This window comes from Methylicorpusculum oleiharenae (assembly GCF_009828925.2).
Taxonomy (GTDB): domain Bacteria; phylum Pseudomonadota; class Gammaproteobacteria; order Methylococcales; family Methylomonadaceae; genus Methylicorpusculum; species Methylicorpusculum oleiharenae.
This window is the reverse complement of sequence record NZ_WUTY02000001.1, coordinates 194336-215976: the sequence shown is the minus strand read 5'-3', so window position 1 is coordinate 215976 and position 21641 is coordinate 194336. Positions and strand designations below refer to the sequence as shown.

Below are 21641 nucleotides of genomic sequence, written 5' to 3'. Positions count from 1 at the left end.
TTCAGAGGCTTGACATGATGAATCGAACAATTTTGATCCCGACCGATTTTTCAGTGGGATCACTGAACTTGGTGAAACAGACCATCGATAGCAGCAACAACAATACACTTCATTTTGTACTGACACACTGCCTGTTTCTCCCTGACGAGCCCGGCGAACTGCTGTATTTTTCAAAAACCGAATTGATCAGGTCTTTGAAAAGCAGAGAGTTTAATCGGGCATGCAAGACAATTCGTGAACGTTATCCGGCCGAAAAAATGCGGATTACATCCGAACTGTTTACCGGTCTCAACCAAACGGCCTTCAATCATTTCATCGATGCGAATCAGATCGATGAAGCAGTCATTCCAAAACAATACCAACCTACGTTAAACCTTAAAAGCAGTTTCAACCCACTTCCTTTTATTCGTAAAAGCAGACTGAAAATAACCGAGATTACGGTTTCAGAGCATTCAGATTTAACTATTAAAAATAATTTAGAACGACTGGCAAATAGCTTCATTCGTGCTTAGGCAGCTGAATGGGCAATTTATTGAGATAACTGACCCCCCCATAAGATTATGAAAATGATCGAAAAAACTTTAAACGATCGATCTGATATCGAGAGCGTGAGATCGAGCCCATCCCAAAAGCCTGGTGAAGGCTACGGGCATGTAATTTTACAGCGGCTGAAAATTTTTAATACCTTTTTGGACAGCCGATTTGAAGATTTGACCCGGGAAACCTGGGTCAAAACGACTTACCGCGATTTAAGCGCGGGACTGATTGTCGCATTAACCGCAATTCCGATGGCTATGGGGTTCGCCATGGCTATGGGCTTAAGACCTGAACAAGGCATCATTGCCGGGGCGCTGGCCTGCGTGATCGGGCGTACATGGGGCGGATCAAAATATCAGGTTTACGGTCCCACGGCTGCATTTATTCCCATTATTGCAGCGCTGATGGCTAAATACGGCGAGGCAGGCGGCGGCACTTTTGCCGAGGCACACGGTTTTCTGGTTTTTGTATCGGTTATCTCGGGCGTCATACTCATGCTGATGGGGATTTTTGGGCTAGGTAAATATGCCAAGCTGGTGCCCAATTCCATTATTGTGGGATTTACAGTAGGGATTGCAGTCGCAATCGCCTTAAGTAACTTTGAGTCAATCCTGGGGATTGAGAGTTTTTCTGATTTATTGGGTGAGGACGAGGATCTCACCGGAGGGCTATTGCATAACCTCACCATGGCCTACGAAAACATCGACAAAATCAACCTGTGGTCGGTTTCTCTTGGTCTGGCCACGTTTGTTCTGACCAAGGGCTTGTTACGAATCTCCATCTTTATCCCTGCACCGTTATTGGCCATCGCGACCAGCACTCTATTGGCCGCTACCGTGATGTCCGGCAAAGGCGTTATTCTGGTGAGAGATATTTACGGTTCTATTCCTAATAACTGATGTTACGCAGCCCGTAATTTCTGCAACTCTGCATAAGCTATCTGGTTAGCTTTTATGAAAAGTTTAGCCCGCATGGCGAAATGGTTGGTTTTATGTTTGATCTTCAAACATTCCAGCTTGAACACGGCATAGATGGTCATGAATATGTGGTTGTTTTGGGTGGTGACGGTGCGGGTAGGCGACTTTGCCAGCCCCGCATTGGATTTTAATGATTTATGGAACTCCTCGACCTTCCACCGTTTTTCATAGAGGGTTGAGGCTTGTCCGCCGTCGCACGCCAAATCGCTGCACACCAGATTCAACAAACCGGTGCTGCCGTCTTTGTTTGTAAAGACCCGCCGGACGAACAGCACTTCCTGGGGGAAGCCCTTCATCCAGCCGCGCACCGCCTGTTGATCCGTCAATTCCAGCTGACTGATCCGCACAAAGCGCCCTTCGTTCTTGTCTGTTTCGGTCAACGCCACCAAGCGGTTGTCCTTCAAGGCGCTGATGAAGTGTTTGCCTTTCTTGAGGATGAACTCGAAGTTCTCTTTCGACGCAAACCAGCTGTCGGTCAGGACATAGCGGAACTTGATGGCGTTCGCCACGCAGGTGGCGACCATTGACCGCATCAGTTCGTTCTTGGTGAACTCCGCCGCCCGCTTGACCTTGCGGGTTTTTATGTCGCAAAACTGATGGGGCTTCTTCACCACTTCGAAGGCGACCGGGATCGACACGTCCCCGCTGTGGTACAACGCATTCAACAGGTTGATGCCTTTGACCGAGCGGCCTTTGCAGTGGTCATAGTGCCAGCACATCATCTCGTTCTCGTCAGTAAACGCCTTCTCCTGGACGGTGTCGTCGAAGATCAGACAGCCGTCGTCCCGCTCGATCTGACGCACGGTGGGTTTGACATCAACCCACAGGTCTTTTGAGGTGTATAGCCTCGCGGACAGGTGGCGGGTTATTTGGTCATGACTCACTTCACCGTCGAGCATCGCCGACAGGCTGGTCGCCGTTGCCAAGCCTTGGTTGCAAATCAGGTAGTCTGTATAGAGCGCTGTTTTTTCTTTATCCATCCTGAAATGATACGCTTTTTGGGATGGGGCTGCGTAACATCAGCTAATAATTTCTTTGTTTTTACTCCGCCCATCATGCCGGCTATCAGTGGTGGTGTGATCATTGATATTCTTTATTTTGTCTCCGCGATCGTTTTTGTTTCCGCAGTAGAAAGTCTGTTGTGCTCATCTATGGCTGATCGCATGGCCGATAACCGTAAAACGCCTTTTAACCCCGACAAAGAGTTTTGGGGGCAGGGGCTGGTCCAGATTATCACGCCAATGGTTAATGGTTTTCCTTGCACCGGTGCTTTGGCCCGGACGGCGACCAGTATCAAAGCCGGAGCTGTAACACCGCTGGCGGGTTATTTTAAAGCGATTTTCAAGCTCTCATTGGCTTATTACATTGCCGCTTATCTGGAAATGGTACCGATGGCCTGTATTGGCGGCATCCTGTTGTGGGTTGCGTCAAATATGATCAAGGTTTCTGAAATCAAGGAAGTGTTCAATCACAATAAGTTTCATGCCGGCTTGATGGTATTTACTGCCGTAATGGTACCGGTAACCGACTTTTTGACCGGTGTTTTATCTGCTTTGGTTATCTATTTTGTGGCTTATCGCTTTCTTGATAAGCCCGTTACTGAAAAGGAAAAAGGAACGAAGCAAGCTGTATCGGTTAAGCCTGAAGCGGTGCTTTCAACGCCCGGAAATTTCAACAATGTGACGATTCCTTTGGCTCTGACAACCGAGGATGTTGGGCTTTTGCGCTACGCCGCACGTCTGGCAAAATTGGGTGTTGCTAAAGAGTTTCACTTTGTCCATGTGGTTACCCCACATGAAAAATCACGACATTCAAGTTCAGCTAGTCAATTGAAAAAAGGCATGGCAGAAGAAGTCATGCAATATTTTGATGGCACCCTGGAACAGGTAACAGTGGATTACCAGACGATAGATGGCTCCAGTCGTATGGACGAGCTGGTCAAGTTCACGCTGGCGGCCCAATCCGATCTCATATTGCTGGGGCACCGCAAAAACAGGACAGGTCAACGCTCGTTGTCCAGACGCCTGGCGATGATTACCCATTGTTCGGTATGGATGGTGCCGGAGGACTGCGGTCCTGACATTCAGCGTATTGTCGCACCGGTCGATTTCTCTGATCCTTCTGCTGATAGCTTGTCGCAGGCAACAGCACTTGCCAGAGTCAATCATATTTCCGAGTGCATGGCGTTGCATGTGTTTTTTGACGAATCTGTCATTCGCTACGATGAGCACGAAGACATTGTGCGTGGCGAAGAAGAAGCCGCTTTTGCCAAATTCATGACGCGTATCGATACGCATGGCATCACTGTCAAGCCGGTATTCGAGGAAAGCTTTAATGTCGCTCATGCGGTGCTTCGCAAAGCTGAAGAATACAACGCTGACTTGATTGTGATCAGTACGCGCGGTCATAGTCGCGCCGCCACCATGTTGCTGGGTAGCGCGACATCTCAAGTCATGGCGGAATCGAAAATACCGGTTTTGGCGATCAAACATTACGGCGATCAACTGTCAATTATGAAGACCTTGCTGGCCAGCCGTTTCTGGGAGCGATCTGACCCTAAAACCAACTGATAAACTGATTGAGTAATGAGTTTGGCCACTGTTGCGTCACCTTTTTAGCATTGGCTGAACCTTTTACATCATGTTTGCTCGGGCCCGTTGTTATCTACTCCTATCTGATCTAAAACCGTCTGGTTTTCGGGAGTGCGGAGTGTGTCGGGCGAGGATGTCGGCAGCAAGGATGCTGCCGTCAAGCCCCCATGGAAGGGTTCACGGTGGTCCTCAGGCACACCCTGCACCTTTCTCGGTTGAACGATGTTTGAGTAGAAAAGGAATAACCTGTCTGAACAAAATCCCCACTTGATTTTAATGAGGGGTCAATACTAATGATTGTAGGGAAGCCTCCGTATTTTTAATTTTTTCAATGATTTAGGATTATTGAAAAGGGTGAAAATTTTTTGATTCCTGGCTGGGGAGCAAGTCAAAAGTGACTGGGTCAGGATAATAATTCACTACACCAAAAAATTTTAAGATGAAAATTTTACTTGTAGAAGATGACCCGGTTCTGTCAGACGGCTTAAACTACACCTTGAGCTTGTCCGGTTATGTTGTCACCTGTGCGATGACCGGTAATTACGCAGAAGGTCTCTTGCTGGCACAAGATTTTGACCTGATTATCCTGGATCTCGGCTTGCCCGATATGGATGGAACTGAGATTTTGTGGAAGCTGCGTGTGCGCAAAATCAACATTCCCGTGATGATTTTGACAGCCAGAGATGCGATCAACGACAAAATAGAAGGATTAGAACGGGGAGCGGACGATTATATGGTCAAGCCGTTTGATCTTCGAGAACTGGAATCCCGGATTCATGCCTTGATTCGCCGCAGTTATGGCAATTTCAATAAAGATATCGAGGTCGGCCGGTTAGCATTGGACACGCTTGATCATCTGGTGCTGGCAGATGGACAGCCTTTGATTTTGTTTCCGCGTGAATTCGGTGTGCTTGAAGTACTCATGTTGCAAGTGGGCCGGGTGGTGAGCAAGGATAAAATCGCACAACGCTTGTCAACCGGCGAAGAAGAGTTGGGCGATAATGCCATCGAGGTTTATATCCACCGGTTGCGTAAGCGAATTAAGCCCTATGACGCCAATATACGCACTGTTCGTGGCCTGGGATATATGCTGGAAAGCGGTGCCGGTGGATAAAACAGTTTTCTGTAACTACTCGCTCGCTTGGAATTGAGGGTGTAGGTGCTTGATTGAAAAAGCTTCTGCAACAGGGATTCATGCGTCCTATGAAATCAAGCACCTACACCCAATAAAATGGGAGAGGGAGCAGATACGGTTTCCCTTTATTGACATACTTTATAAGGCGAGCCGTCGACCAAGGCCTGGTATTTGGCTTCCAGTTTAGGTCCGCCAGGATAGTTAAATTCTGTATCAACCGACAACACACCTTGTTTATCTCCCGCGTTGAAGGTCAGTAGTAGCGGTCTGTCTTTATTCGGATCGTAATAGGGGAAAAACCAAAGGCTTATGCCTTCGTAAAAATTCCCGCCATAGCTAGCGGCGTATTCCGGATGGGTCGCTTGCTCTGATTTTCCGTTAACTTCGAAGGTAAATCCTGTGCTGTCCACAACGATCTGGGGTTGTTTTTTGCAGTCACCGGAAGGTGCGTAGCGTCCGAAAATGGCCTTGAAATCATCTAAATTATTGACCTCAATGGCCGTTGTAACTGATGAAAATAATGAAGCGGAGATCAGTACTGCTGTCAGCAGCAATTTCTTGAATGATAGTGGTTTCATGTTTATCCCCCCTGAAAACAGTCGGTATACGATAAACTAAATTTTGCCGGGGTTAAAGTCTTGCCATTGGAGAAGCCCGGTAATTCGCTATCCAGTTGATTATGGACTCAGGCGGCATGGGAGCAGCGATAGCAAAGTCTTGCGTGAGCTGGCAATCCAGTGCTACCAAGTGTAAATCATGCTCGACTGTTCCCACGCTCTCGGTGATTACTTGCCGCATGAACGCATGAGACAGTGCAATAACGCCATTGATAATGCATCATCACTGGCAGTGGTCAGCATGTTACGCCCGAATCTGTAGTTAATTTTAATGGTGTCGGCAGGTAAATGGCGCATGTGGGTCAGCAACGAATATCCAGCGCCAAAGTCGTCCAAAGTAATCTTGGCGCCCAGCTCGGTGCTTCAGAAAAAGTAAGGATACCGGCAAAGGTGATGTCTTCAAACCGTGAAGAACGGTTTTACCAGTATATTTTCAGGCAGTAAGCTGCCCATGCCAGAAAGAAAATACCGATAAAGCGGCTGATGATTTTTGTTTTGCCGGGCAGCCATTTTTCAACAATCACCAGCAAGGTGATAAAAATCATGCCCCACAGGTTCATGACACCGACAACGAACATAAGCAGCATTTGCACCCAGCAACAACCGAGGCAGTTAATGCCGTGTATTATGCCCAGTTGAACGGCACCGGATTGACCGGGACGCCATTCATTGATCAAAAATCCAAAAGGGGTGCGGCAATGTTGCAGACAGGCGTTCTTTACTGGCGAGAATTGGTAAAGGCCGGCGGCAATTAAAATTGCGGCAGCCAGTAAAGGATGGCGATTTTCCATCATCGGCGACAACCAGGCCATGCCGTGAAACAACCATTGCAAACCGGTCATTACCAGGCTGAAGCCAAACCATACCGTTAAATAACCACTGATAAACCATAGGGTAAGGGGGCCGTTTGATAACTGCTGACTTTTGGCGTAGCGGGAAAATGCCCTGATCATCGGTAATGCAGTTGGAAGCATCATCGCCGCCATCATGACCGCCCACATGCTGTACACCCAGATAAAACCGGTTAGCGGCCAGAGCGATAAGGATGCGGGCGGCATCCACATTTCTGACATAGGAATTTGGCTCATTTGCCAGGCGTGATAGAACAAATAGCCCCATGCGGCACAAACAAGAGCGAAAACACCTGTTAGTGATTTGATCGGCACGAATAATTAATCAAGGCTGATAAATAAAAGGGGAGTGAAATCCGTTGCGCTGGGAAAAATTCCACGCTTGATCATTATCCTGGTAGCGAAAATAGTTGGATTTGGAGACTACCGAGGCATGACTGGGCACCACGCACAAGGGCGGGTTATGTATGGTCGCGTTACCACCGGCTATGCCCTGGATGCTCTGAATTTCAGCTTCAGCTATACCCGGTATTATAAGCCGGTGGATATCGCAGGAGTGCTGATAGTCCATGGATACCGATTTTATGCCCCAGACTTCACTGACGAAGCCCATCAGAACACTTAAGTGGCCTCCTGCCCGACCGCTGAAAATCTGAATAATCGCTTCGGTTTGCGCCGTGTCGGCCAATTCATCAATATACAATGCCGCGCCCCAATTACCTTCAATCATGGTGCCGGGTGCATAACATGCCAAAGCCACGCTCAAGTTATCAAGGCCTACGTCTTCCAAATGGCCTTTATCGATATGCCAGGCTGCCAGCAATTTACAATTACCTTCAGTGGGAGGCTGTAACCATAGACAGGGACAGGCCACTTCACAATTACACGTTTCAAAATAGTGACCTTCCAGTCGCCAATCAGGGTAGCTGTTGTTCATTAAAATATCTCCTTGAATGGACGCAGATCTATTTCGTGCGTCCACGCACTTGGGTGTTGTTTATGTAGCTGCCAATAAGTATCGGCAATCGCATCAGGTTGTAATAAGCCGTCCTGACCTTTTGCACTTACAAACTGGGGAAATTGAGCGCGAGCCCTGTCGCCGTCGATGACGCCATCAATGACGGCATGAATTACATGGATACCCTGCGGACCGAATTCTCTGGCCATGCCTTGCGCAAGCGCCCGCAGACCGGCCTTGGCAGCGGCGAATGCCGTGAAGGGCGGTTTTGCGCGCAATGAGGCGGTGGCGCCGGTAAAAATCAACGTTCCCCGTTGCCGGGTCAGCATGTGTGTGATCGCCTCTTTTCCAAACAAGAAAGCGCCAAGCGCATTTTGCTGCCACAGTAAAGTAAACAGTGCCGCATCGGTTTCCAGCAGCGGCGCAGGGATATTACTGTCAACGTTATAAGCGGCAATTTCCAGTTCACAATGGCTTTGGCCTATGGTTTTAAACAGATTGACACTATCCGTCTCAACCGAAGCATCCGCAACGATGGGCGTTGCTACGCCTCCTGCTTCATTAATGCCGGCGGCAACGGCAGCCAATTTGGAAGCGCTGCGGCCGGCAATGAAAACATGTAACCCCTCTTCTGCAAAACGCCTTGCCAGCGCTGCGCCTAAACCCTGTTCAGGCCCTACGCCCAAAACCAAAGCTGCTTTTGTCGATGTCATCAGTTATCTCGTTAGGTTTGAGTTAAGAGGCGGGGCAGGCCGGGAATAGGAAGTTTGTTTCGGCTGGCAGCTGACGTTTTATTGAGAAGCAGGTACATGAGGCTTTCCTTGGGGTTTATTTGAGGCCGAAAATAAGTGAAAAATTATTGGCAGGCATATCAATGATTTCTTTTAATTCCATGCCGTGATTAGCGGCCGCTTTTTTCAAATCGGCCACATCTTTCAATCCCCACTCGGGCACTTCATAGGACGCCAAGGTCTTATGGAATTCTTCGTTTGAATCGGTGGTGAATCCGCCTTCCATTTTGAACGGGCCGTAAATCAATAAAACGCCCTTATCACTCAACAGGTGAGAAGCACATTCCATCATGCCGTCAGCAATGGAAATGGGCGCAACCTGAAAAATATTGATACAAAAAATGGCGTCAAAAGAGTTTTTTTCACCCGGATTAAACCAGGTTTCAGGATCGGTCAGATCCAGATGGACGGGATCGGCAATATTGTCGTTGCCGTGTTGGTCGGTCAGATTTTTGATGTTGTCGAAGACTTCAACGTCTCTATCGGAGGGATGGAAGTGCAAGTGATCGAAGTGCGGGGCAAAATAATTGATATGCATGCCGCTGCCGCTGGCCATTTCCAATACGCGTCCTGATTCCTTGGGCAGTTTTTCTTTCAATACGCCAAGAATGGGTTCACGGTTGCGGTTGCCGGCCCAGGCAACATATTCACTTAACGGGTGCGGGTTTAAAGGTGGTTTATCGGTGCTCATCAGTGTCTCCTCAATTGGTATTGGCTTTATAGTTATGAGACAAAACAGATACATGCTGCTTGTCTAGGCACATAGATAGCAAGCAACAGGCCAATAAATAAGTTTATTAATATCAATAAATATCAATGGGTTAAGGTTATGAGTAAAAAGCCAAGTGAAATATGATTTCAAAAAATGAAAATTAACTTCACTTTTCCAGGGAGGAAATGAGGGCTTACTGAAGTTTCGTGTACGGTAAATAGGGGTAACTGCCCTTGCGCATATTGAAAAAGACCAATTCGGGCAGGCTCATTAGAACGCCTGTTGTGCCTGATTTTAAATTTTTTCCCGAATCAAACGGCCAACTCAACAAGCCGAGTAAGCCTTGCCCCAGGCCTGCTGTGGTATTGATCGCACCAAACAAGGGTCTGAGCGGGATGTTGTCGTCGGTAAAAAAAACAAATAAGGCATCATCCGGGTTATAGCGATACAACGTGCTGCTGAGAACATTCGATTCTTGCAGGCGGGTAAGCAGTTGCTGTCCGCTTTCATAACGTTTGTTCATTTCCTGGTGCCGGTAAGACGGCAGGGTTTCGCTGCGGCTGATGCGGTATTGATCAAGCACTGATTGGTAAGATACAAACGGTATAAAGTTATAAACGGGTGTGACATAACCACCCAGGCGGTTTTTGGCGATTGCCTTGATATGCTCGACCTCATCGTTGGCGCTAAGGGGCTGCGGGTCTTTTTGTAACAACGCACTATCGATGCTGCGGAAAATTTCAGTGACGCAATTGCGGGTGATCAGATCGTAGTGGTAATGCTGTTTTAACTGGTCCATTAAATGATCTCGATAAATATCCAGTTCTGCTAAGGCCGCCCTCAGTTGTTGTCTGGACAAATCGGGTCTGGGGTCTTTTGGTAAATCGATGCCTAAACTGGGCAGAGCCTTTTGTCCGTAAAATCTTAGGGGCATTGGCTGCAGCCCCTTCACTAATTCAGCGTATCGATTGGCTGCAAACTCCAGTTCACTGTATTCGCTTTCAGAAGCGGCATCGGATTGAATCAGCGTTGACCGGAAGTTGTCCAACCTGATTTTTGCCTCGTCAATCAGCTGCTGCAACTGGTGCGGATCGTTGATAAATTCTGCAGGCTCTATCCATTCGGCTGTTTCGCTAAAGCCATCGATAAAAATCCATTGGCCCCGTTGCAAAGACATATCAACGGCGATATAGCGGGCCGTATTGATCATTGTTGCATAGCCCCAATCCGGACGTCCCGAGTTTAATGATCGCAACAGGGCGGCTTCCAGGTGCTTGCGCAAGACGAGCAGCGACTTTTTTTCGGCGTCAGTCAATGGCTGGGTTTGCGGGTCCAGCATGAAGAACGCGTCAGGTTGCAACGGCCGGGCTTCCTGCAAGATTTTGATGGCGAACAATCCGCTTAACGCATCGATAGTGTGATCGGTAAAAGAATAGGGGGGGGCAAGGCGTTTGGTCTCTATAGGTATTGGATAAGCGGCCGACCAGTCAAGCGGTTTTAATGCTTTTATCTCTGCTTCAAGGGCAAGACGCGTCCGAAGCAAAAAATCCCGGCCATGGTTTTGTTCGATTGTATGTCGCAGCTGATCGATCGTGCCGGATTGCCTGACGGCCAAATCGGCGTCTGGACTTTGGCGATTCGTGTGACTGCTTGGGTAAAATAAACCAGCGCCTTTTATGCGCAGCGCTGAATCACCTTCCGGCTCATCTAATAGCTGCTGAATCAATTGATACTCTTTATTGACGGCTTCCAGATGTCTGTAATGTTGTTCCTGTTCTAAATACTGCCACTGAAAATAATCGTTCAGCGCATTGAATGTCACTTCAGAAACTTCAATCTCGCTGAGATGAATGGGGCGGTTCTGCAAATAGCGGTAGGAAAAATGAAAATCGTTTGGGTCTTGTCTGAATAAACGAATCAGACCCGGGTCGATGTATTGATAATGGTAAATGTATTCGCCAAATTGAATGGCGCTGTGGCCGCCGCTGGAATTGCCTTCGTTTGCTTCTATATACAAATAGTTGAAAGTGGCCGCTGAAGTGGTTGCTGATAGCAAACACCCGAACACAAAAATCGTAAAAGAAATGATGATTTTCATGTTCCGGTTCCTGGCTTTGCACTATCAGCTGGAATGAGTGCTGTTAAGCGTAGTTTGTAGGAGCGGGCCCATGTCCGAGATTGAACCGCCTTAGTTCGCGGGCATGGCCCGCTCCTACGGTAAAGTCTATCGACTTGTTGAGATGCCGTTTATTTTTCTGAGTCGTAACCGTCTTGAATGTGGCCCATGTTTTCTTGGCTGTAATGAGCAAAATTCTTTTTGTAGGTTTCGTAGGCAATACCCTCTACTCCGGCTTTTTTGAGGCCTTTGCCGATGGCGATATAGGTTTTAGGATTTTGATCCCAGTTGGCAATGCCGATTTTCTCGGCTATGTCGCTAATACCTTTTAGATAGCTGTTGTAATCAGCATCAGGATCGGATGATTTGACGTAGGCCATGGTGTAGTCAGCCACATCTTTTTGATATCTCTTTTCCTTATTCGATGCTGATGAAGGACTGCTGATGACCGAACTTGCCGAATCCGAAATACTGCCGGAGCTGTCTGATGAGCTCTCCGAGCTTGTTGAAAATGAGCATGCACCAAGCATGAGTGGCAAACAGACAAGCGCTAGGTTTATTCCTTTTGAAAGGGAACGGTGCGAACATAAATGCATGATTTTCTCCTGGCTGATCAAAAAAAATGGATTCATCGCGTTTATTTCGACACCTGGAATTCTTCCCTGTTTGAGCGAAGATGATGTGAGTGTCTGCATAAAACCGAAATCTGGCGTGCCTTTGGGCTCAATTGAAGGCGATTATAACAGTTCATATTAAAAGAAAGAAAAGCGGAGTGAACGCTTCGGCTTGGATAGACATAACCGGATTTCGAATCGGTCAGATTTTGTTGATTTGAATGTGATACGATTAACTGCCGTTCAAATTAACCGGCTTTATCTCTTAACTTCAACAACTTATCTGAATTAATTTTACGGGGAAAACATGAGTACTATTCATCTCATTGGTGGAGAAAAAGGCGGTGTGGGTAAATCTGTGGTTGCGCGCTTGCTGGCGCAATATATGATCGATAGCGATATTCCGTTTGTCGGATTCGATACCGACCGCTCGCATGGCGCATTGCTGCGCTTTTATACCGATTATGCATCACCTACGGTCATTGATGATTACCAAAGCCTTGATGCCATTATAGAAACTGCTGTGGAAAATCCGGGATCACGGATGTTGGTTGATCTTGCCGCTCAAACCCATTTTCCGTTGGCGAGATGGATCGATGAATCCGGCGTGCTGGAATTGGCCGAAGAGATGGGCATTGCTTTATGTTACTGGAACGTCATGGATTCCGGTAAAGATTCGGTCGAGCTCCTCAGCAAATTATTGGATCAATTCGGTTCAAAACTTAACTATGTGCTGGTGCAGAATCAATTGCGCGATGACGATTTTTCTATTTTGGAACATTCAGGTGTAAAAGATCGTGCATTGGCGTTGAATGCAAAAGTCATCACATTGAAAAAGCTGCACGCGCCGGTCATGACCAAGATTGACGGCAACAGTTCAAGTTTTTGGGCCGCGCAAAACAAGGATGGCGAGAACGCTAATGCCTTGGGGTTGCTGGAAAGGCAAAGGGTCAAAATGTGGTTAAGACATGCTTACAACGAACTGCAATCGGTTGGTATTTAATAAACTGAATGTAAATTGGCTAAATCCCATTGCAGGGACCTCGCCGATTTGAATTTAACAACATGGCGGCATTGTTTTGTGGCGATGCCGTCAGCTGCGTTGCTTGTTACGCCCATCATTTAATATGAGCATAAAACTCAGAGTCAGTTGTAATCTCCGTTTCAAGATAGAAGACGCCAGCGCATTGATATTCATGCTGCGCCCGTTCAGGGGTATCAATCAATGGATTATGCGCGAAATGTATACCATCAAGCCTTCTGTTCCGGTTATTGAAAGTACAGACAGCTATGGCAATTCCTGTCAGCGCTTAGTCGCTCCCAAAGGTAATTTAGTTATCCATAGTTCGGCTGAAGTCATTACCGATGCGCAGGCCGATTTTGCCCCTGGTTTGGGCTTTGTCGAAATTCAATACCTTCCCAATGAAGTGTTGCCGTTTTTGTTGCCAAGCCGTTATTGCGAGTCTGACCGCTTTGGTGAACTGGCCAGAGATATAGTGGCCGATGCGCTTCCGGGCTACGATCAAGTCAGTCGAATTGTTTACTGGATTAGATCATCAGTACAGTACCTTCCCGGTTCCAGTGATATTCCTCTTTCTGCAATGGAAATATACAGCCGCCGCTTCGGTGTCTGTCGTGATCTTGCTCACCTGGGCATTGCCTTATGCCGCAGTATCAGTATCCCGGCGCGTTTCGTGGCGGGTTATCTGCAGGGACTAGAACCCATGGATTTGCATGCCTGGTTTGAGGTCTTCGTAGGCGGGCGCTGGTATACCTTTGATCCTACCCAGGCAGATTTGACCGGAGGGAGAGTCGTGGTTGCGTTTGGACGTGATGCGGCGGATGTGCCGGTGTTTCACCAGTTTGGTTTGGGTTGTATTTTGAGTGCAATGGTTGTAAAGGTAGAACCCTTAGACACTCATCTCTCTGCGGTTTGATAAAGTTTCTGCCGGGTGCTGCGTGAATACATTTTGGTTTGCTTTGGCTGTAGGGTTGTGTTTTAGATAGCCCGATAAATCAATAGCCTGCGCCTTTGTTATAAGACTCGCTGAATAGTTAAGGTGATAGTAACTAGATAAGAAACAACACCTAGGATAAACTGACGGTTGTTTCTGCTTAATTTCGAATTTTATATATGACTTATTGCATTGCGGCTTCCATAGACGAAGGACTTATTTTGCTTTCTGATTCAAGGACCAATGCCGGTATCGATAATGTCAGCACGCACGGAAAAATGCATGCATTCGATACCAACAGTGACAGGACGATTATTTTACTGTGTGCAGGTAATCTGGCAACAACTCAAGCGGTTCTGGAGCAGTTGCACCGGGATAAAATCAAGAAAGCCGAAGTTAATATCAATTCTGTGGAATGTTTATCAGAGGCGGCTGATTATCTGGGTTATGTCAGTGTTGAAAAACAAAAGCAGCATCTAAGTGCCAAAGGCCAATCGGTTTTTAACCCCTCTGCGAGTTTTATACTGGCCGGTCAGATAGGCAGTGAGCCGCAAGGCGCCTATATGATTTATAGTGAAGGAAACAGTATCACCAGTTCAGCAACGACCCCTTTTTTACAAATCGGCGAGAGCAAATACGGTAAACCGATACTCGATCGATTTCTTAAATTGGGCACTTCTATAGACGAAGCCGCCCGATGCTGTTTGGTGTCCATGGATTCTACCATTCGAAGTAATGCCAGTGTGGGGCCGCCGATTGAAATGCTGATTTACCGTAAAAACAGCTTCAGACTGGATGAATATTATTGTTTTGACGATGACGATGACTATTTATTGCAACTCAGAAGAAGCTGGGAAAATAAACTTCGCGAGGCTATTGCCGGTTTACCCGCCCTGGATAAAGTCGCTGTAAAAAAAATGAGAGTGGATTTGTAAAGTATACCTTTCGCACTTCAAATTTCGGCAGTGCCTCAGGAGGCAACGGGTTGTTCGGCAAAGGCTTTGCCAGCATGGATGCAGGCATAGAGTCTACAAGGATAAATTTACGGCGTCCTTTGACGGGCACCCCGGTGCCGAATTTCGATCTACGAAGGGTATAATAAAAGATGGCAAGTCCGGATCAGGCTAATGCCCAGAATTTGTCCGGCATTAATTTTTCGGATTCTTATTTAGGGGCGATTTGAATCGCCCCTAAATAAAATTAATAAGTGGGAAGTTATATCAGGTCATCAAGACATTCAATCTTTCTCTGCTTTTACAATTTTACCGGTAGCGGCATCGACTTCGACTTCCATTTCGCTTCCATCCTCCATTTTGATTTCGAACTCGTAGATTGCAATTCCGTTTTCAATTTCATATTCCACTTCGGTAATTGTGCCGGGATGCGCTTCCAGGGCAATTTTACGCGCTTGTGTTTCGTCGATTTTTTTTAATGCTGTAAACGCAGGGTGATCAGCGCTAGTTAATTCCTGTTCAGTTTCGATGATTTTACCGCTGGCCTTATCGCACTTTATTTCCCATTTATTGCCGTCAGCTGACTTAATATCAATTTCATAGACTTCCATACCTTTTTCTTTTTCCAGTTCGATCTTGGTGATTTCACCTTGAGCGATTTTGTTAGCGGCATTGCGGCACACGTCCATTGGACTATTTTCCTGGGCTAAGGCGCTGGATGCGATTAAAGTTAACAGTCCTGCCAAACAGTATCGGATGTTCATAACAATTTCCTCTAAAAAAACAGCTGAAGTTGGGAGCTAATAGTAACCCGTTATTCTGAGAGAAGGTATAAGGGGCAATACGCACTAAGAGACAGGCAATGTAAATAAACCTGTTGATTATGAGAAAGCTTTTATACAGTTAATATGTAGATTGTTCGAGCTGAATCGAGTCGGAATATAGACGATTCTAAAACGCGTTTACCGGTCTGGTAAATGATAAAAATACCGCTCACTCTAGGAGGGATCTCAGGGTGAACGGCATTTTGAGTCAATCAACGGCTCTTTGTTAAGCTAAAAATTAAATAATTCAAATTAGAAACTCCATCTCACGCCGCCCATCATTTGAAAGCCTTGACCTGGGTGAATACCGTCGATTCGGCTGGCAATGTATTTTTTGTTGCTCAAGTTGTAGCCGTTCATGAAGATATTCACATCTTTGATGACTTGGTAATTGGCCGAGACATTGTAAGTCGTATAACCGGGAATGATGCCTTTTTGCCCATCTTCATCCTCGTCAACGGTGTTTTCAATATCGCTGAATTGTTCACTCACGCCTTGTATGCCAAAACGCAGATCCAGGCCCCAGGGTGTTTCAACACCAATATTGGCATTGACTAAATGTTCAGGTGTATAGGGTAAGCGACTGTCTTTTACAATCGCTGCACTCGCCACATTACTGTCGAAATACGCATCGGTATAGGTATATGAAGTTGTAAGGTAATAGTTGTATTCAGTACCGAACAGTTTGTCCGAATCAAGACGGAAAGCTGTTTCCATGCCTTGGTGAACACTTTCTCCAGCATTGATCCATAAATCCTCGTCCACTTCAATTTGGTTGACGATTTGGTCTTCGAAATCAATGCGGAAATAGGTCAATTCGGCACTGATGCCTGGAATTGGTGAGGTGCGCACACCGGCTTCGTAATTTAAACTCATTTCCGGATTCACTTGTCTTAAAACACCGCTCTCCGGATCCAAGACGTCGTCAATTCGCGCAGGGGCAAAGCCTCTATGTATGCCGGCAAATAAAGTGACATTGTCTATGCCGTTGTAGGTCGCGCCGATACCGGGTAAGGCTTCAGTGCGTGAATAGGATTCAGAGGCTTTGTTGATGTGGTTGGTATTTTCCTGTTCGTAGTGTTCTACACGAATGCCGGGCGTGACGGTAAAATCGCCCAGGAAAAAGCGGTTCTGAGCAAAGAAAGACATGGCTTGCGTATCCAATGAATTATCTTGGTGACGATTTCGACCATGATTATTGGGTCCTGTGCCTTGTGATGTGTCTCTGGGTCCGTCATTGCCTACATAGCGGTCCCGGTCGGCCCATTCGAAGTGACCACGAATTCCCGTCGTGGTTTCACTTTGCACACCGAATAAATTGTGCGTAAATACCAGTTTGGGCTCTATTCCGAAAACATTGTAGGTTCTGGGGCGTTGTTCATTGCCGCAGCTTGGCGCCACGTCTGCGGAAATCGCTTCACCTCGAACAGTACAGTTGTTCATCGATGAGGAGTCATTCGCCTGGCGTATCGATTCGCGGAACATATGGTTGCCGTAGATGTTGGTGCTGAATTGCATCGAATCGGACACGTCGAATTCATATAAGGCTTGACCCGAATAGCGGCGAACTTCGAAGGTATCGTTCCGCAAAAAATTGGTGCGCGGGTTGTTGCGGTACATTGCACGGGTGATGCCTGCTTCACCCATGTCCGCGTCTTCATGAGTCAATGTGCCTTTCAGCATGAGACGGTGCCGGTCATTGAATTTGATCAAACTTTTCAACGCTAAATCGTCAACTTCCTGGTGCTGGCCGCTTCGATTGCCATCAGCCTCCTGCCTAATATAATCCAGGGAAAGGCCGACATTATCGATGGTACCGCCCATTCTCAGATGGGTGTCGTAATAACCGTTATTACCGCCTGCAGCCGAAATTGAACCGGCAAATTCTTCAGGAATAGGCGCACTGACAAAGTTAATCGCACCTCCTACGGTTTGTGGTCCATACATGATTTGACCAGAGCCTTTTAAAACTTCGATATGATCGACTCGTTTACTGGACGGCAGGTAATGGTTACTGGGGTCACCGTAAGGCGCCAACTGAATGGGTGCGCCGTCTTCCAATAACTGGGTCCGGGTTGAGCGTCTAGGATCCAGGCCGCGAATACCGATATTGATCCGGCGTCCCAGCACGTCTTCGTCGACTATATGAATACCCGGCACGGTGCGTAAGGCATCTTTATTGGATAAGGGACCTTGACGATCCAGTGTGGTTTTGTCGATAACGAAGGCAGACCCCGGTATGTGCTCCAGCTGCGTAGGCGCTTCACCGATAATTTCCAGGCTGGGCAATTGCAGGGCCGGTGGCGCATCGTCGAACCTTTCTGCCATGGCTGCCGGTATATTCAGGGCAGTCAATACCGCAACAGTAATCAAGGCCTGTTTTTTACGGGCAAAGACAGGTTCACAAGGCGAGCCAAGGTTATTTCCGGTGTGTAATAAACTCGTATTGCTATCGGGTTTGTTTAAGGACATGGTTATACGCTCATTAGCCATTTATATAAGAAGCGAACTATTCTAGTGAGCATTTTTCATGATCCCTATAGGAAAAAATCCCTTATGTAAGCGCGGCGGTCTTAGCTCGATAAGTGTTATGTTCGATAAAAAAAATTTATGGCAGGGCAGATATCGTTAAAAGAACGTTACCAGGTAGCTTGTTTTGACCTGTTGAAATACTTATAAACCGCCACATTGCTAGGGTTTAACTTATCGATATCTTGATAAATTTGTGAATATTAGGGATTACTAATAATATTGCGATACATTTGCGCAAATGTGAGCGTAAAATGTCAATTCAGTACTCACAACAAGGGGAAAATCATGAAAAAAATTAATTTGGCTGCAATTCTGCTGGTTTTGTCGGCTTTTACAGGGATAGTCAGTGCCGAAGTTGCCTTTCAGTCCAATCAAGATGTTCAAGGAGCCTGGAAGCTTGAATACACTAAAAAAACAGCCAGCTCTACAGAAAAAATCCCAAGGGAAGACTCATGGGCATTCAGTGGCGATAAAGTCACAATTACTCATATTCCCAGAGAAGGTATCTATTACGATCAAACGCCCGTCAACTATTTAGTTGAAGACGGAAAATTAAAAATATCTCTTTTGGGCCGGTCTGATAAATTTGATACTTTTTCTCTGGTTGAAAAAGACGATAAAAGCATGACGTTAAAAGGTAAATACGGCGATATTTATCATTTTATAAAAAAATAAAGGCACTTCTATTCTAAATATAGAGCTCGCTAAGTGAGCAAAACCCGCAGTGAAAGGCCGAGACCTTTTGCTGCGGGCAATCTTTCGTTTTTAGCCAGTCTGTACTTACTGATATTTTTGTTAAAACGCTTGACGAAAGGTCTGATTAAGTTAGAATACGCCCTCTTTTGCGGAGCGGTAGTTCAGTTGGTTAGAATACCGGCCTGTCACGCCGGGGGTCGCGGGTTCGAGCCCCGTCCGCTCCGCCAAAGTATTTCTGCAATCATGCGGAAAATCTGCATTTCGAATGTTCACTCCTTTTTGCTTAAATCCTGCTCCAAATCATCTTGATAATACCCGTCAACATCATGTCGTCGTTTTTTATGCGGGTAGACATTTCTTCATAAGAAAACCAGGCACCGGTTTCAATTTCATCGGTGTTTAAACAAAACGGGCCGTTTGCTACGCCCTGATAAACCTGAATAAATTCCTTGCCGGTAACCGCTGCAGCAGGAATTTTAAATAAAAATTCAAGAGGGCAGTCAATCAGCCCTAACTCTTCCTGAAGTTCCCGATAAGCACATTGCTCATACGTTTCGCCTGCATCAACATGTCCTGCAGCTGAACTATCCCAAAGTCCCGGATTGATATCCTTTGACAGTGATCGTTTCTGTAAAAAAAGGGAATGATCATCATTAAACAGCAGGATATGAACGGCCCGATGTTTTAATCCCGCAGCATGGATGCGTTGTCTTGAATCTATTCCCATTATTTGGTCATTATCATCGACCACATTAAGCCATTCTGTTAGCATTCTAATCCAGAGATATTGTTTATAATCAGACGCTAAATTATAAGCCACTAGTGACTTGCTTAAGCTAGAAATGTGGGGCTAAGACAGGGAAGTAAAGTGGAAGGAGCCGATTTTTGTGATTACAACCGCCTAAACTCAATGATAAATCATTGAATAAAGGCGGTTATCACTATCTCCGAGCAACAGTGTATCAGTGTGAATTAAATTTCAAATAGGCGATTAGGTTTATAAAATATAAACCTATTGTTTATATTAGGGTTGCCATGGATAAATTAAATAACATCAGGGTTTTTTGCCGGATTGTCGAACTGGGTACTTTTGTTGCCGTTGCCAGAGAGATCAATGTATCGGCGATGATGGTGAGTAAATACATTGCGCAGTTGGAAGAGTCTCTGGGCGTTGCTTTGTTAAACAGAACTACGCGCCGTATCAGTCTGACCGAAGCCGGTGAAAGTTACTACGCCCGCAGTAAACCCTTGTTAGAGGAATTGGCGGAACTGGATGAGGATATTTCTGAATTAGGCAAAAATGTCAAAGGCATATTGAAAGTGACTGCGCCCATCGATTTTGGCGGGATTTATGTGGTGCCGGCCATTGAGGCTTATCAAAACCAGCATCCGAACGTGAAAATCATGATGTCTTTACAGAACAGCCATATCAATCTGAGCGAGGGAATTTATGATGTTTCAATTGTTGTTTCCAATTCGGTTGATCTGGGGGTCGTTGCGCGAAAAATTGCCGAAACCAAGTTATGCACTTATGCATCACCGGCTTATATTGCCAAATACGGCGAGCCGCGCGATATCGATGAATTGAATCAGCACTTGTGCCTGCATTATATCGATACGCCCCATGAAGATTTTTGGGTTTTTAATGTGGCCGGTGAAGAGAAAAAACTTAGAACAACCTGGCATTTTGCCTCCAATAACGGGAGAGCGCTTTGTCAGGCGGCATCTTTGGGTATGGGAATTACTCAGGCACCGGAATTATCGGTGGCTAATTATCTGGAACAAGGCCGATTGGTCGAAATTCTGCAGGATTTCCGGATACCGGCGCTGTCTATTTACGCGACCTACATGCAAAGACGGTTTATTCCGGCCAAAATAACCACTTTTGTAAATTTTATGAGTCATTTTTTTGATAAACAAAATTTTGAGAGTATTCATAAATTTTAGTAAAAGTAGGATCTCAAATAAAACTCAAAATTAAATCAAAATCACTGGATTTGATGGGCGATCAGAACTAATCAGCTAAAATTAAGTCACATCTCCGTTATAAAAAACCGGGAAAAGAATGAGTCAACCCAATGGGGTTCAATCTGAATCTCAAGTTGGTCAGCCAAAAATTAATCTGAGGTAACCCACTATGTCTACCTGGCTCAGCAAGTTGGAAAAAGAAGAATTTGCCGCTCAACTCAGAGCGCATTTTGCTGAAATCCGGAATGAGCTTATCAGGGAATCGCAATTGCATAAGGGACCTGAAGACACTCAAAATCAAAGTGACAGTGAATATGATGGATATCTGGATTTACTTTTTGATTTGAATTTCGGTCTTGTTGATTTGGCTGAATCCAGTCAGGGTCTGCAAGGCTTATCCTTATTATCGTCTGAGCTGGGTCATAAAAATAATGGAAAAGGAAGTCTCATTTAACATTAATTAATGTAGGTAAAATGAGTTCATGACGTTTTTGAATCCGCATTTAAACTTACCCCATACCCCTCAATAATGGGTTTGATCGAATAATGGTTGTATCAGACTGATTATTTGATTGCCGCTTAGTTATCCATCAATAGCTATCATAAAGCTTTGTCCGGATGCCTCTTGAATGAACCCTTTTATAAACTTCGTGTCACAGGGATTCATCATCATTATCGGACTGTTAATCTGATGAGAGCAGTTGAAATCTGCTAGAGTCTGTTAAACTGCATTCATGATTTATATTTCTTTTTACAAATGGCCTGAACAATTTATCGGCATTTAATAAGCCTGAAGTCTTGGCCAATTTCATTA

General features: G+C 45.9%; 23 protein-coding genes and 1 tRNA gene. 12 read left to right on the top strand and 12 right to left on the bottom strand.

The genetic code is table 11. The features are described 5' to 3' along the window. Window positions 1-14: 14 nt before the first annotated feature. Window positions 15-512 carry a hypothetical protein gene (locus GO003_RS01075; protein WP_159652329.1) on the top strand — a complete coding sequence of 166 codons (498 nt, stop codon included), beginning with the start codon at window positions 15-17 and terminating at the stop codon, window positions 510-512. Window positions 513-566: 54 nt separating this feature from the next. Further along, on the top strand, window positions 567-1436 hold the full coding sequence (locus GO003_RS01070; protein WP_159652330.1) for a SulP family inorganic anion transporter: 870 nt from the start codon (window positions 567-569) through the stop codon (window positions 1434-1436). 2 nt (window positions 1437-1438) lie between these two features. Here the strand turns inward: GO003_RS01070 and GO003_RS01065 are convergent, their stop codons facing one another. Then, a complete protein-coding gene (locus tag GO003_RS01065; protein WP_159655360.1) occupies window positions 1439-2494 on the bottom strand; it encodes an IS701 family transposase in 1056 nt (351 codons plus the stop codon). Between GO003_RS01065 and GO003_RS01060 the strand changes: the two genes are divergently transcribed. Beyond that, the gene (locus GO003_RS01060) at window positions 2390-4084 is read left to right on the top strand and encodes a universal stress protein (RefSeq protein WP_331001616.1); all 1695 of its coding nucleotides are present in this window, start codon (window positions 2390-2392) and stop codon (window positions 4082-4084) included. The two genes, GO003_RS01065 and GO003_RS01060, sit on opposite strands and share 105 nt — an antisense overlap. 460 nt (window positions 4085-4544) lie before the next feature. Next, window positions 4545-5219 (top strand): response regulator, encoded by a 675-nt coding sequence (locus tag GO003_RS01055; protein WP_159655960.1) that lies wholly within the window; start codon window positions 4545-4547, stop codon window positions 5217-5219. 146 nt (window positions 5220-5365) lie between these two features. Here the strand turns inward: GO003_RS01055 and GO003_RS01050 are convergent, their stop codons facing one another. The 8 genes from GO003_RS01050 to GO003_RS01020 form a co-directional block, all read right to left on the bottom strand. Continuing rightward, window positions 5366-5818, bottom strand: a complete 453-nt coding sequence (locus GO003_RS01050; RefSeq protein ID WP_159655962.1) for a hypothetical protein — start codon at window positions 5816-5818, stop codon at window positions 5366-5368. 207 nt (window positions 5819-6025) lie between these two features. Beyond that, on the bottom strand, window positions 6026-6211 hold the full coding sequence (locus tag GO003_RS26520; protein ID WP_407942109.1) for an EAL domain-containing protein: 186 nt from the start codon (window positions 6209-6211) through the stop codon (window positions 6026-6028). 65 nt (window positions 6212-6276) lie between these two features. After that, window positions 6277-6930 (bottom strand): DUF2182 domain-containing protein, encoded by a 654-nt coding sequence (locus GO003_RS01045; RefSeq protein WP_231088762.1) that lies wholly within the window; start codon window positions 6928-6930, stop codon window positions 6277-6279. Between the two features lie 103 nt (window positions 6931-7033). Further along, window positions 7034-7645, bottom strand: coding sequence for a DUF1326 domain-containing protein (locus tag GO003_RS01040; RefSeq protein ID WP_159655968.1), 612 nt, complete (start codon window positions 7643-7645; stop codon window positions 7034-7036). Beyond that, window positions 7645-8379, bottom strand: coding sequence for an SDR family NAD(P)-dependent oxidoreductase (locus tag GO003_RS01035; RefSeq protein ID WP_159655970.1), 735 nt, complete (start codon window positions 8377-8379; stop codon window positions 7645-7647). The genes GO003_RS01040 and GO003_RS01035 overlap by 1 nt, the downstream gene beginning before the upstream one ends. A gap of 115 nt (window positions 8380-8494) precedes the next feature. Next, on the bottom strand, window positions 8495-9148 hold the full coding sequence (locus GO003_RS01030) for a DUF938 domain-containing protein (RefSeq protein ID WP_206444661.1): 654 nt from the start codon (window positions 9146-9148) through the stop codon (window positions 8495-8497). Window positions 9149-9362: 214 nt separating this feature from the next. After that, a complete protein-coding gene (locus GO003_RS01025; RefSeq protein WP_159655972.1) occupies window positions 9363-11267 on the bottom strand; it encodes a hypothetical protein in 1905 nt (634 codons plus the stop codon). A gap of 149 nt (window positions 11268-11416) precedes the next feature. After that, window positions 11417-11815, bottom strand: coding sequence for a putative lipoprotein (locus GO003_RS01020; protein WP_231089166.1), 399 nt, complete (start codon window positions 11813-11815; stop codon window positions 11417-11419). On the opposite strand from GO003_RS01020, the gene GO003_RS01015 reads away from it, so the two are divergent. The 4 genes from GO003_RS01015 (at window position 11730) to GO003_RS01000 (ending at window position 14789) form a co-directional block, all read left to right on the top strand. Next, window positions 11730-12041 carry a hypothetical protein gene (locus tag GO003_RS01015; RefSeq protein ID WP_231089238.1) on the top strand — a complete coding sequence of 104 codons (312 nt, stop codon included), beginning with the start codon at window positions 11730-11732 and terminating at the stop codon, window positions 12039-12041. The two genes, GO003_RS01020 and GO003_RS01015, sit on opposite strands and share 86 nt — an antisense overlap. Before the next feature lie 165 nt (window positions 12042-12206). Continuing rightward, window positions 12207-12902 (top strand): P-loop NTPase family protein, encoded by a 696-nt coding sequence (locus tag GO003_RS01010; RefSeq protein ID WP_159655976.1) that lies wholly within the window; start codon window positions 12207-12209, stop codon window positions 12900-12902. A 124-nt stretch (window positions 12903-13026) separates the two neighbouring features. Continuing rightward, on the top strand, window positions 13027-13836 hold the full coding sequence (locus GO003_RS01005) for a transglutaminase-like domain-containing protein (RefSeq protein WP_159655978.1): 810 nt from the start codon (window positions 13027-13029) through the stop codon (window positions 13834-13836). A gap of 197 nt (window positions 13837-14033) precedes the next feature. Next, complete coding sequence (locus GO003_RS01000; protein WP_159655980.1) at window positions 14034-14789, top strand: peptidase; 756 nt, start codon at window positions 14034-14036, stop codon at window positions 14787-14789. A gap of 302 nt (window positions 14790-15091) precedes the next feature. On the opposite strand, the gene GO003_RS00995 is transcribed toward GO003_RS01000, so the two are convergent. Both GO003_RS00995 and GO003_RS00990 read right to left on the bottom strand, forming a co-directional pair. After that, the gene (locus GO003_RS00995; RefSeq protein ID WP_159655982.1) at window positions 15092-15571 is read right to left on the bottom strand and encodes a PepSY domain-containing protein; all 480 of its coding nucleotides are present in this window, start codon (window positions 15569-15571) and stop codon (window positions 15092-15094) included. A gap of 312 nt (window positions 15572-15883) precedes the next feature. Next, window positions 15884-18103, bottom strand: a complete 2220-nt coding sequence (locus tag GO003_RS00990) for a TonB-dependent receptor family protein (RefSeq protein WP_231088761.1) — start codon at window positions 18101-18103, stop codon at window positions 15884-15886. A 345-nt stretch (window positions 18104-18448) separates the two neighbouring features. Here GO003_RS00990 and GO003_RS00985 point away from each other — a divergent pair, with 345 nt between their 5' ends. Both GO003_RS00985 and GO003_RS00980 read left to right on the top strand, forming a co-directional pair. After that, on the top strand, window positions 18449-18838 hold the full coding sequence (locus tag GO003_RS00985; RefSeq protein WP_159655986.1) for a hypothetical protein: 390 nt from the start codon (window positions 18449-18451) through the stop codon (window positions 18836-18838). A gap of 171 nt (window positions 18839-19009) precedes the next feature. Next, window positions 19010-19086 (top strand) — tRNA-Asp (locus tag GO003_RS00980). A 56-nt stretch (window positions 19087-19142) separates the two neighbouring features. Here the strand turns inward: GO003_RS00980 and GO003_RS00975 are convergent. Then, window positions 19143-19631 carry an NUDIX hydrolase gene (locus GO003_RS00975; protein WP_159655988.1) on the bottom strand — a complete coding sequence of 163 codons (489 nt, stop codon included), beginning with the start codon at window positions 19629-19631 and terminating at the stop codon, window positions 19143-19145. A gap of 263 nt (window positions 19632-19894) precedes the next feature. Here GO003_RS00975 and GO003_RS00970 point away from each other — a divergent pair, with 263 nt between their 5' ends. Both GO003_RS00970 and GO003_RS00965 read left to right on the top strand, forming a co-directional pair. After that, window positions 19895-20806 carry a LysR family transcriptional regulator gene (locus GO003_RS00970; RefSeq protein WP_159655990.1) on the top strand — a complete coding sequence of 304 codons (912 nt, stop codon included), beginning with the start codon at window positions 19895-19897 and terminating at the stop codon, window positions 20804-20806. Between the two features lie 190 nt (window positions 20807-20996). After that, window positions 20997-21281, top strand: coding sequence for a hypothetical protein (locus GO003_RS00965; protein WP_159655992.1), 285 nt, complete (start codon window positions 20997-20999; stop codon window positions 21279-21281). The last annotated feature ends 360 nt before the right edge of the window (window positions 21282-21641 follow it).

Bases quoted from the DNA above. Each gene is read 5' to 3' on its own strand.
- GO003_RS01075 (WP_159652329.1), top strand. From the start codon at position 15: ATGATGAATCGAACAATTTTGATCCCGACCGATTTTTCAGTGGGATCA.
- GO003_RS01070 (WP_159652330.1), top strand. From the start codon at position 567: ATGATCGAAAAAACTTTAAACGATCGATCTGATATCGAGAGCGTGAGA.
- GO003_RS01060 (WP_331001616.1), top strand. From the start codon at position 2,390: ATGACTCACTTCACCGTCGAGCATCGCCGACAGGCTGGTCGCCGTTGC.
- GO003_RS01065 (WP_159655360.1), bottom strand. From the start codon at position 2,494: ATGGATAAAGAAAAAACAGCGCTCTATACAGACTACCTGATTTGCAAC.
- GO003_RS01055 (WP_159655960.1), top strand. From the start codon at position 4,545: ATGAAAATTTTACTTGTAGAAGATGACCCGGTTCTGTCAGACGGCTTA.
- GO003_RS01050 (WP_159655962.1), bottom strand. From the start codon at position 5,818: ATGAAACCACTATCATTCAAGAAATTGCTGCTGACAGCAGTACTGATC.
- GO003_RS01045 (WP_231088762.1), bottom strand. From the start codon at position 6,930: ATGTCAGAAATGTGGATGCCGCCCGCATCCTTATCGCTCTGGCCGCTA.
- GO003_RS01040 (WP_159655968.1), bottom strand. From the start codon at position 7,645: ATGAACAACAGCTACCCTGATTGGCGACTGGAAGGTCACTATTTTGAA.
- GO003_RS01035 (WP_159655970.1), bottom strand. From the start codon at position 8,379: ATGACATCGACAAAAGCAGCTTTGGTTTTGGGCGTAGGGCCTGAACAG.
- GO003_RS01030 (WP_206444661.1), bottom strand. From the start codon at position 9,148: ATGAGCACCGATAAACCACCTTTAAACCCGCACCCGTTAAGTGAATAT.
- GO003_RS01025 (WP_159655972.1), bottom strand. From the start codon at position 11,267: ATGAAAATCATCATTTCTTTTACGATTTTTGTGTTCGGGTGTTTGCTA.
- GO003_RS01015 (WP_231089238.1), top strand. From the start codon at position 11,730: ATGACCGAACTTGCCGAATCCGAAATACTGCCGGAGCTGTCTGATGAG.
- GO003_RS01020 (WP_231089166.1), bottom strand. From the start codon at position 11,815: ATGCTTGGTGCATGCTCATTTTCAACAAGCTCGGAGAGCTCATCAGAC.
- GO003_RS01010 (WP_159655976.1), top strand. From the start codon at position 12,207: ATGAGTACTATTCATCTCATTGGTGGAGAAAAAGGCGGTGTGGGTAAA.
- GO003_RS01005 (WP_159655978.1), top strand. From the start codon at position 13,027: ATGAGCATAAAACTCAGAGTCAGTTGTAATCTCCGTTTCAAGATAGAA.
- GO003_RS01000 (WP_159655980.1), top strand. From the start codon at position 14,034: ATGACTTATTGCATTGCGGCTTCCATAGACGAAGGACTTATTTTGCTT.
- GO003_RS00995 (WP_159655982.1), bottom strand. From the start codon at position 15,571: ATGAACATCCGATACTGTTTGGCAGGACTGTTAACTTTAATCGCATCC.
- GO003_RS00990 (WP_231088761.1), bottom strand. From the start codon at position 18,103: ATGTCCTTAAACAAACCCGATAGCAATACGAGTTTATTACACACCGGA.
- GO003_RS00985 (WP_159655986.1), top strand. From the start codon at position 18,449: ATGAAAAAAATTAATTTGGCTGCAATTCTGCTGGTTTTGTCGGCTTTT.
- GO003_RS00975 (WP_159655988.1), bottom strand. From the start codon at position 19,631: ATGCTAACAGAATGGCTTAATGTGGTCGATGATAATGACCAAATAATG.
- GO003_RS00970 (WP_159655990.1), top strand. From the start codon at position 19,895: ATGGATAAATTAAATAACATCAGGGTTTTTTGCCGGATTGTCGAACTG.
- GO003_RS00965 (WP_159655992.1), top strand. From the start codon at position 20,997: ATGTCTACCTGGCTCAGCAAGTTGGAAAAAGAAGAATTTGCCGCTCAA.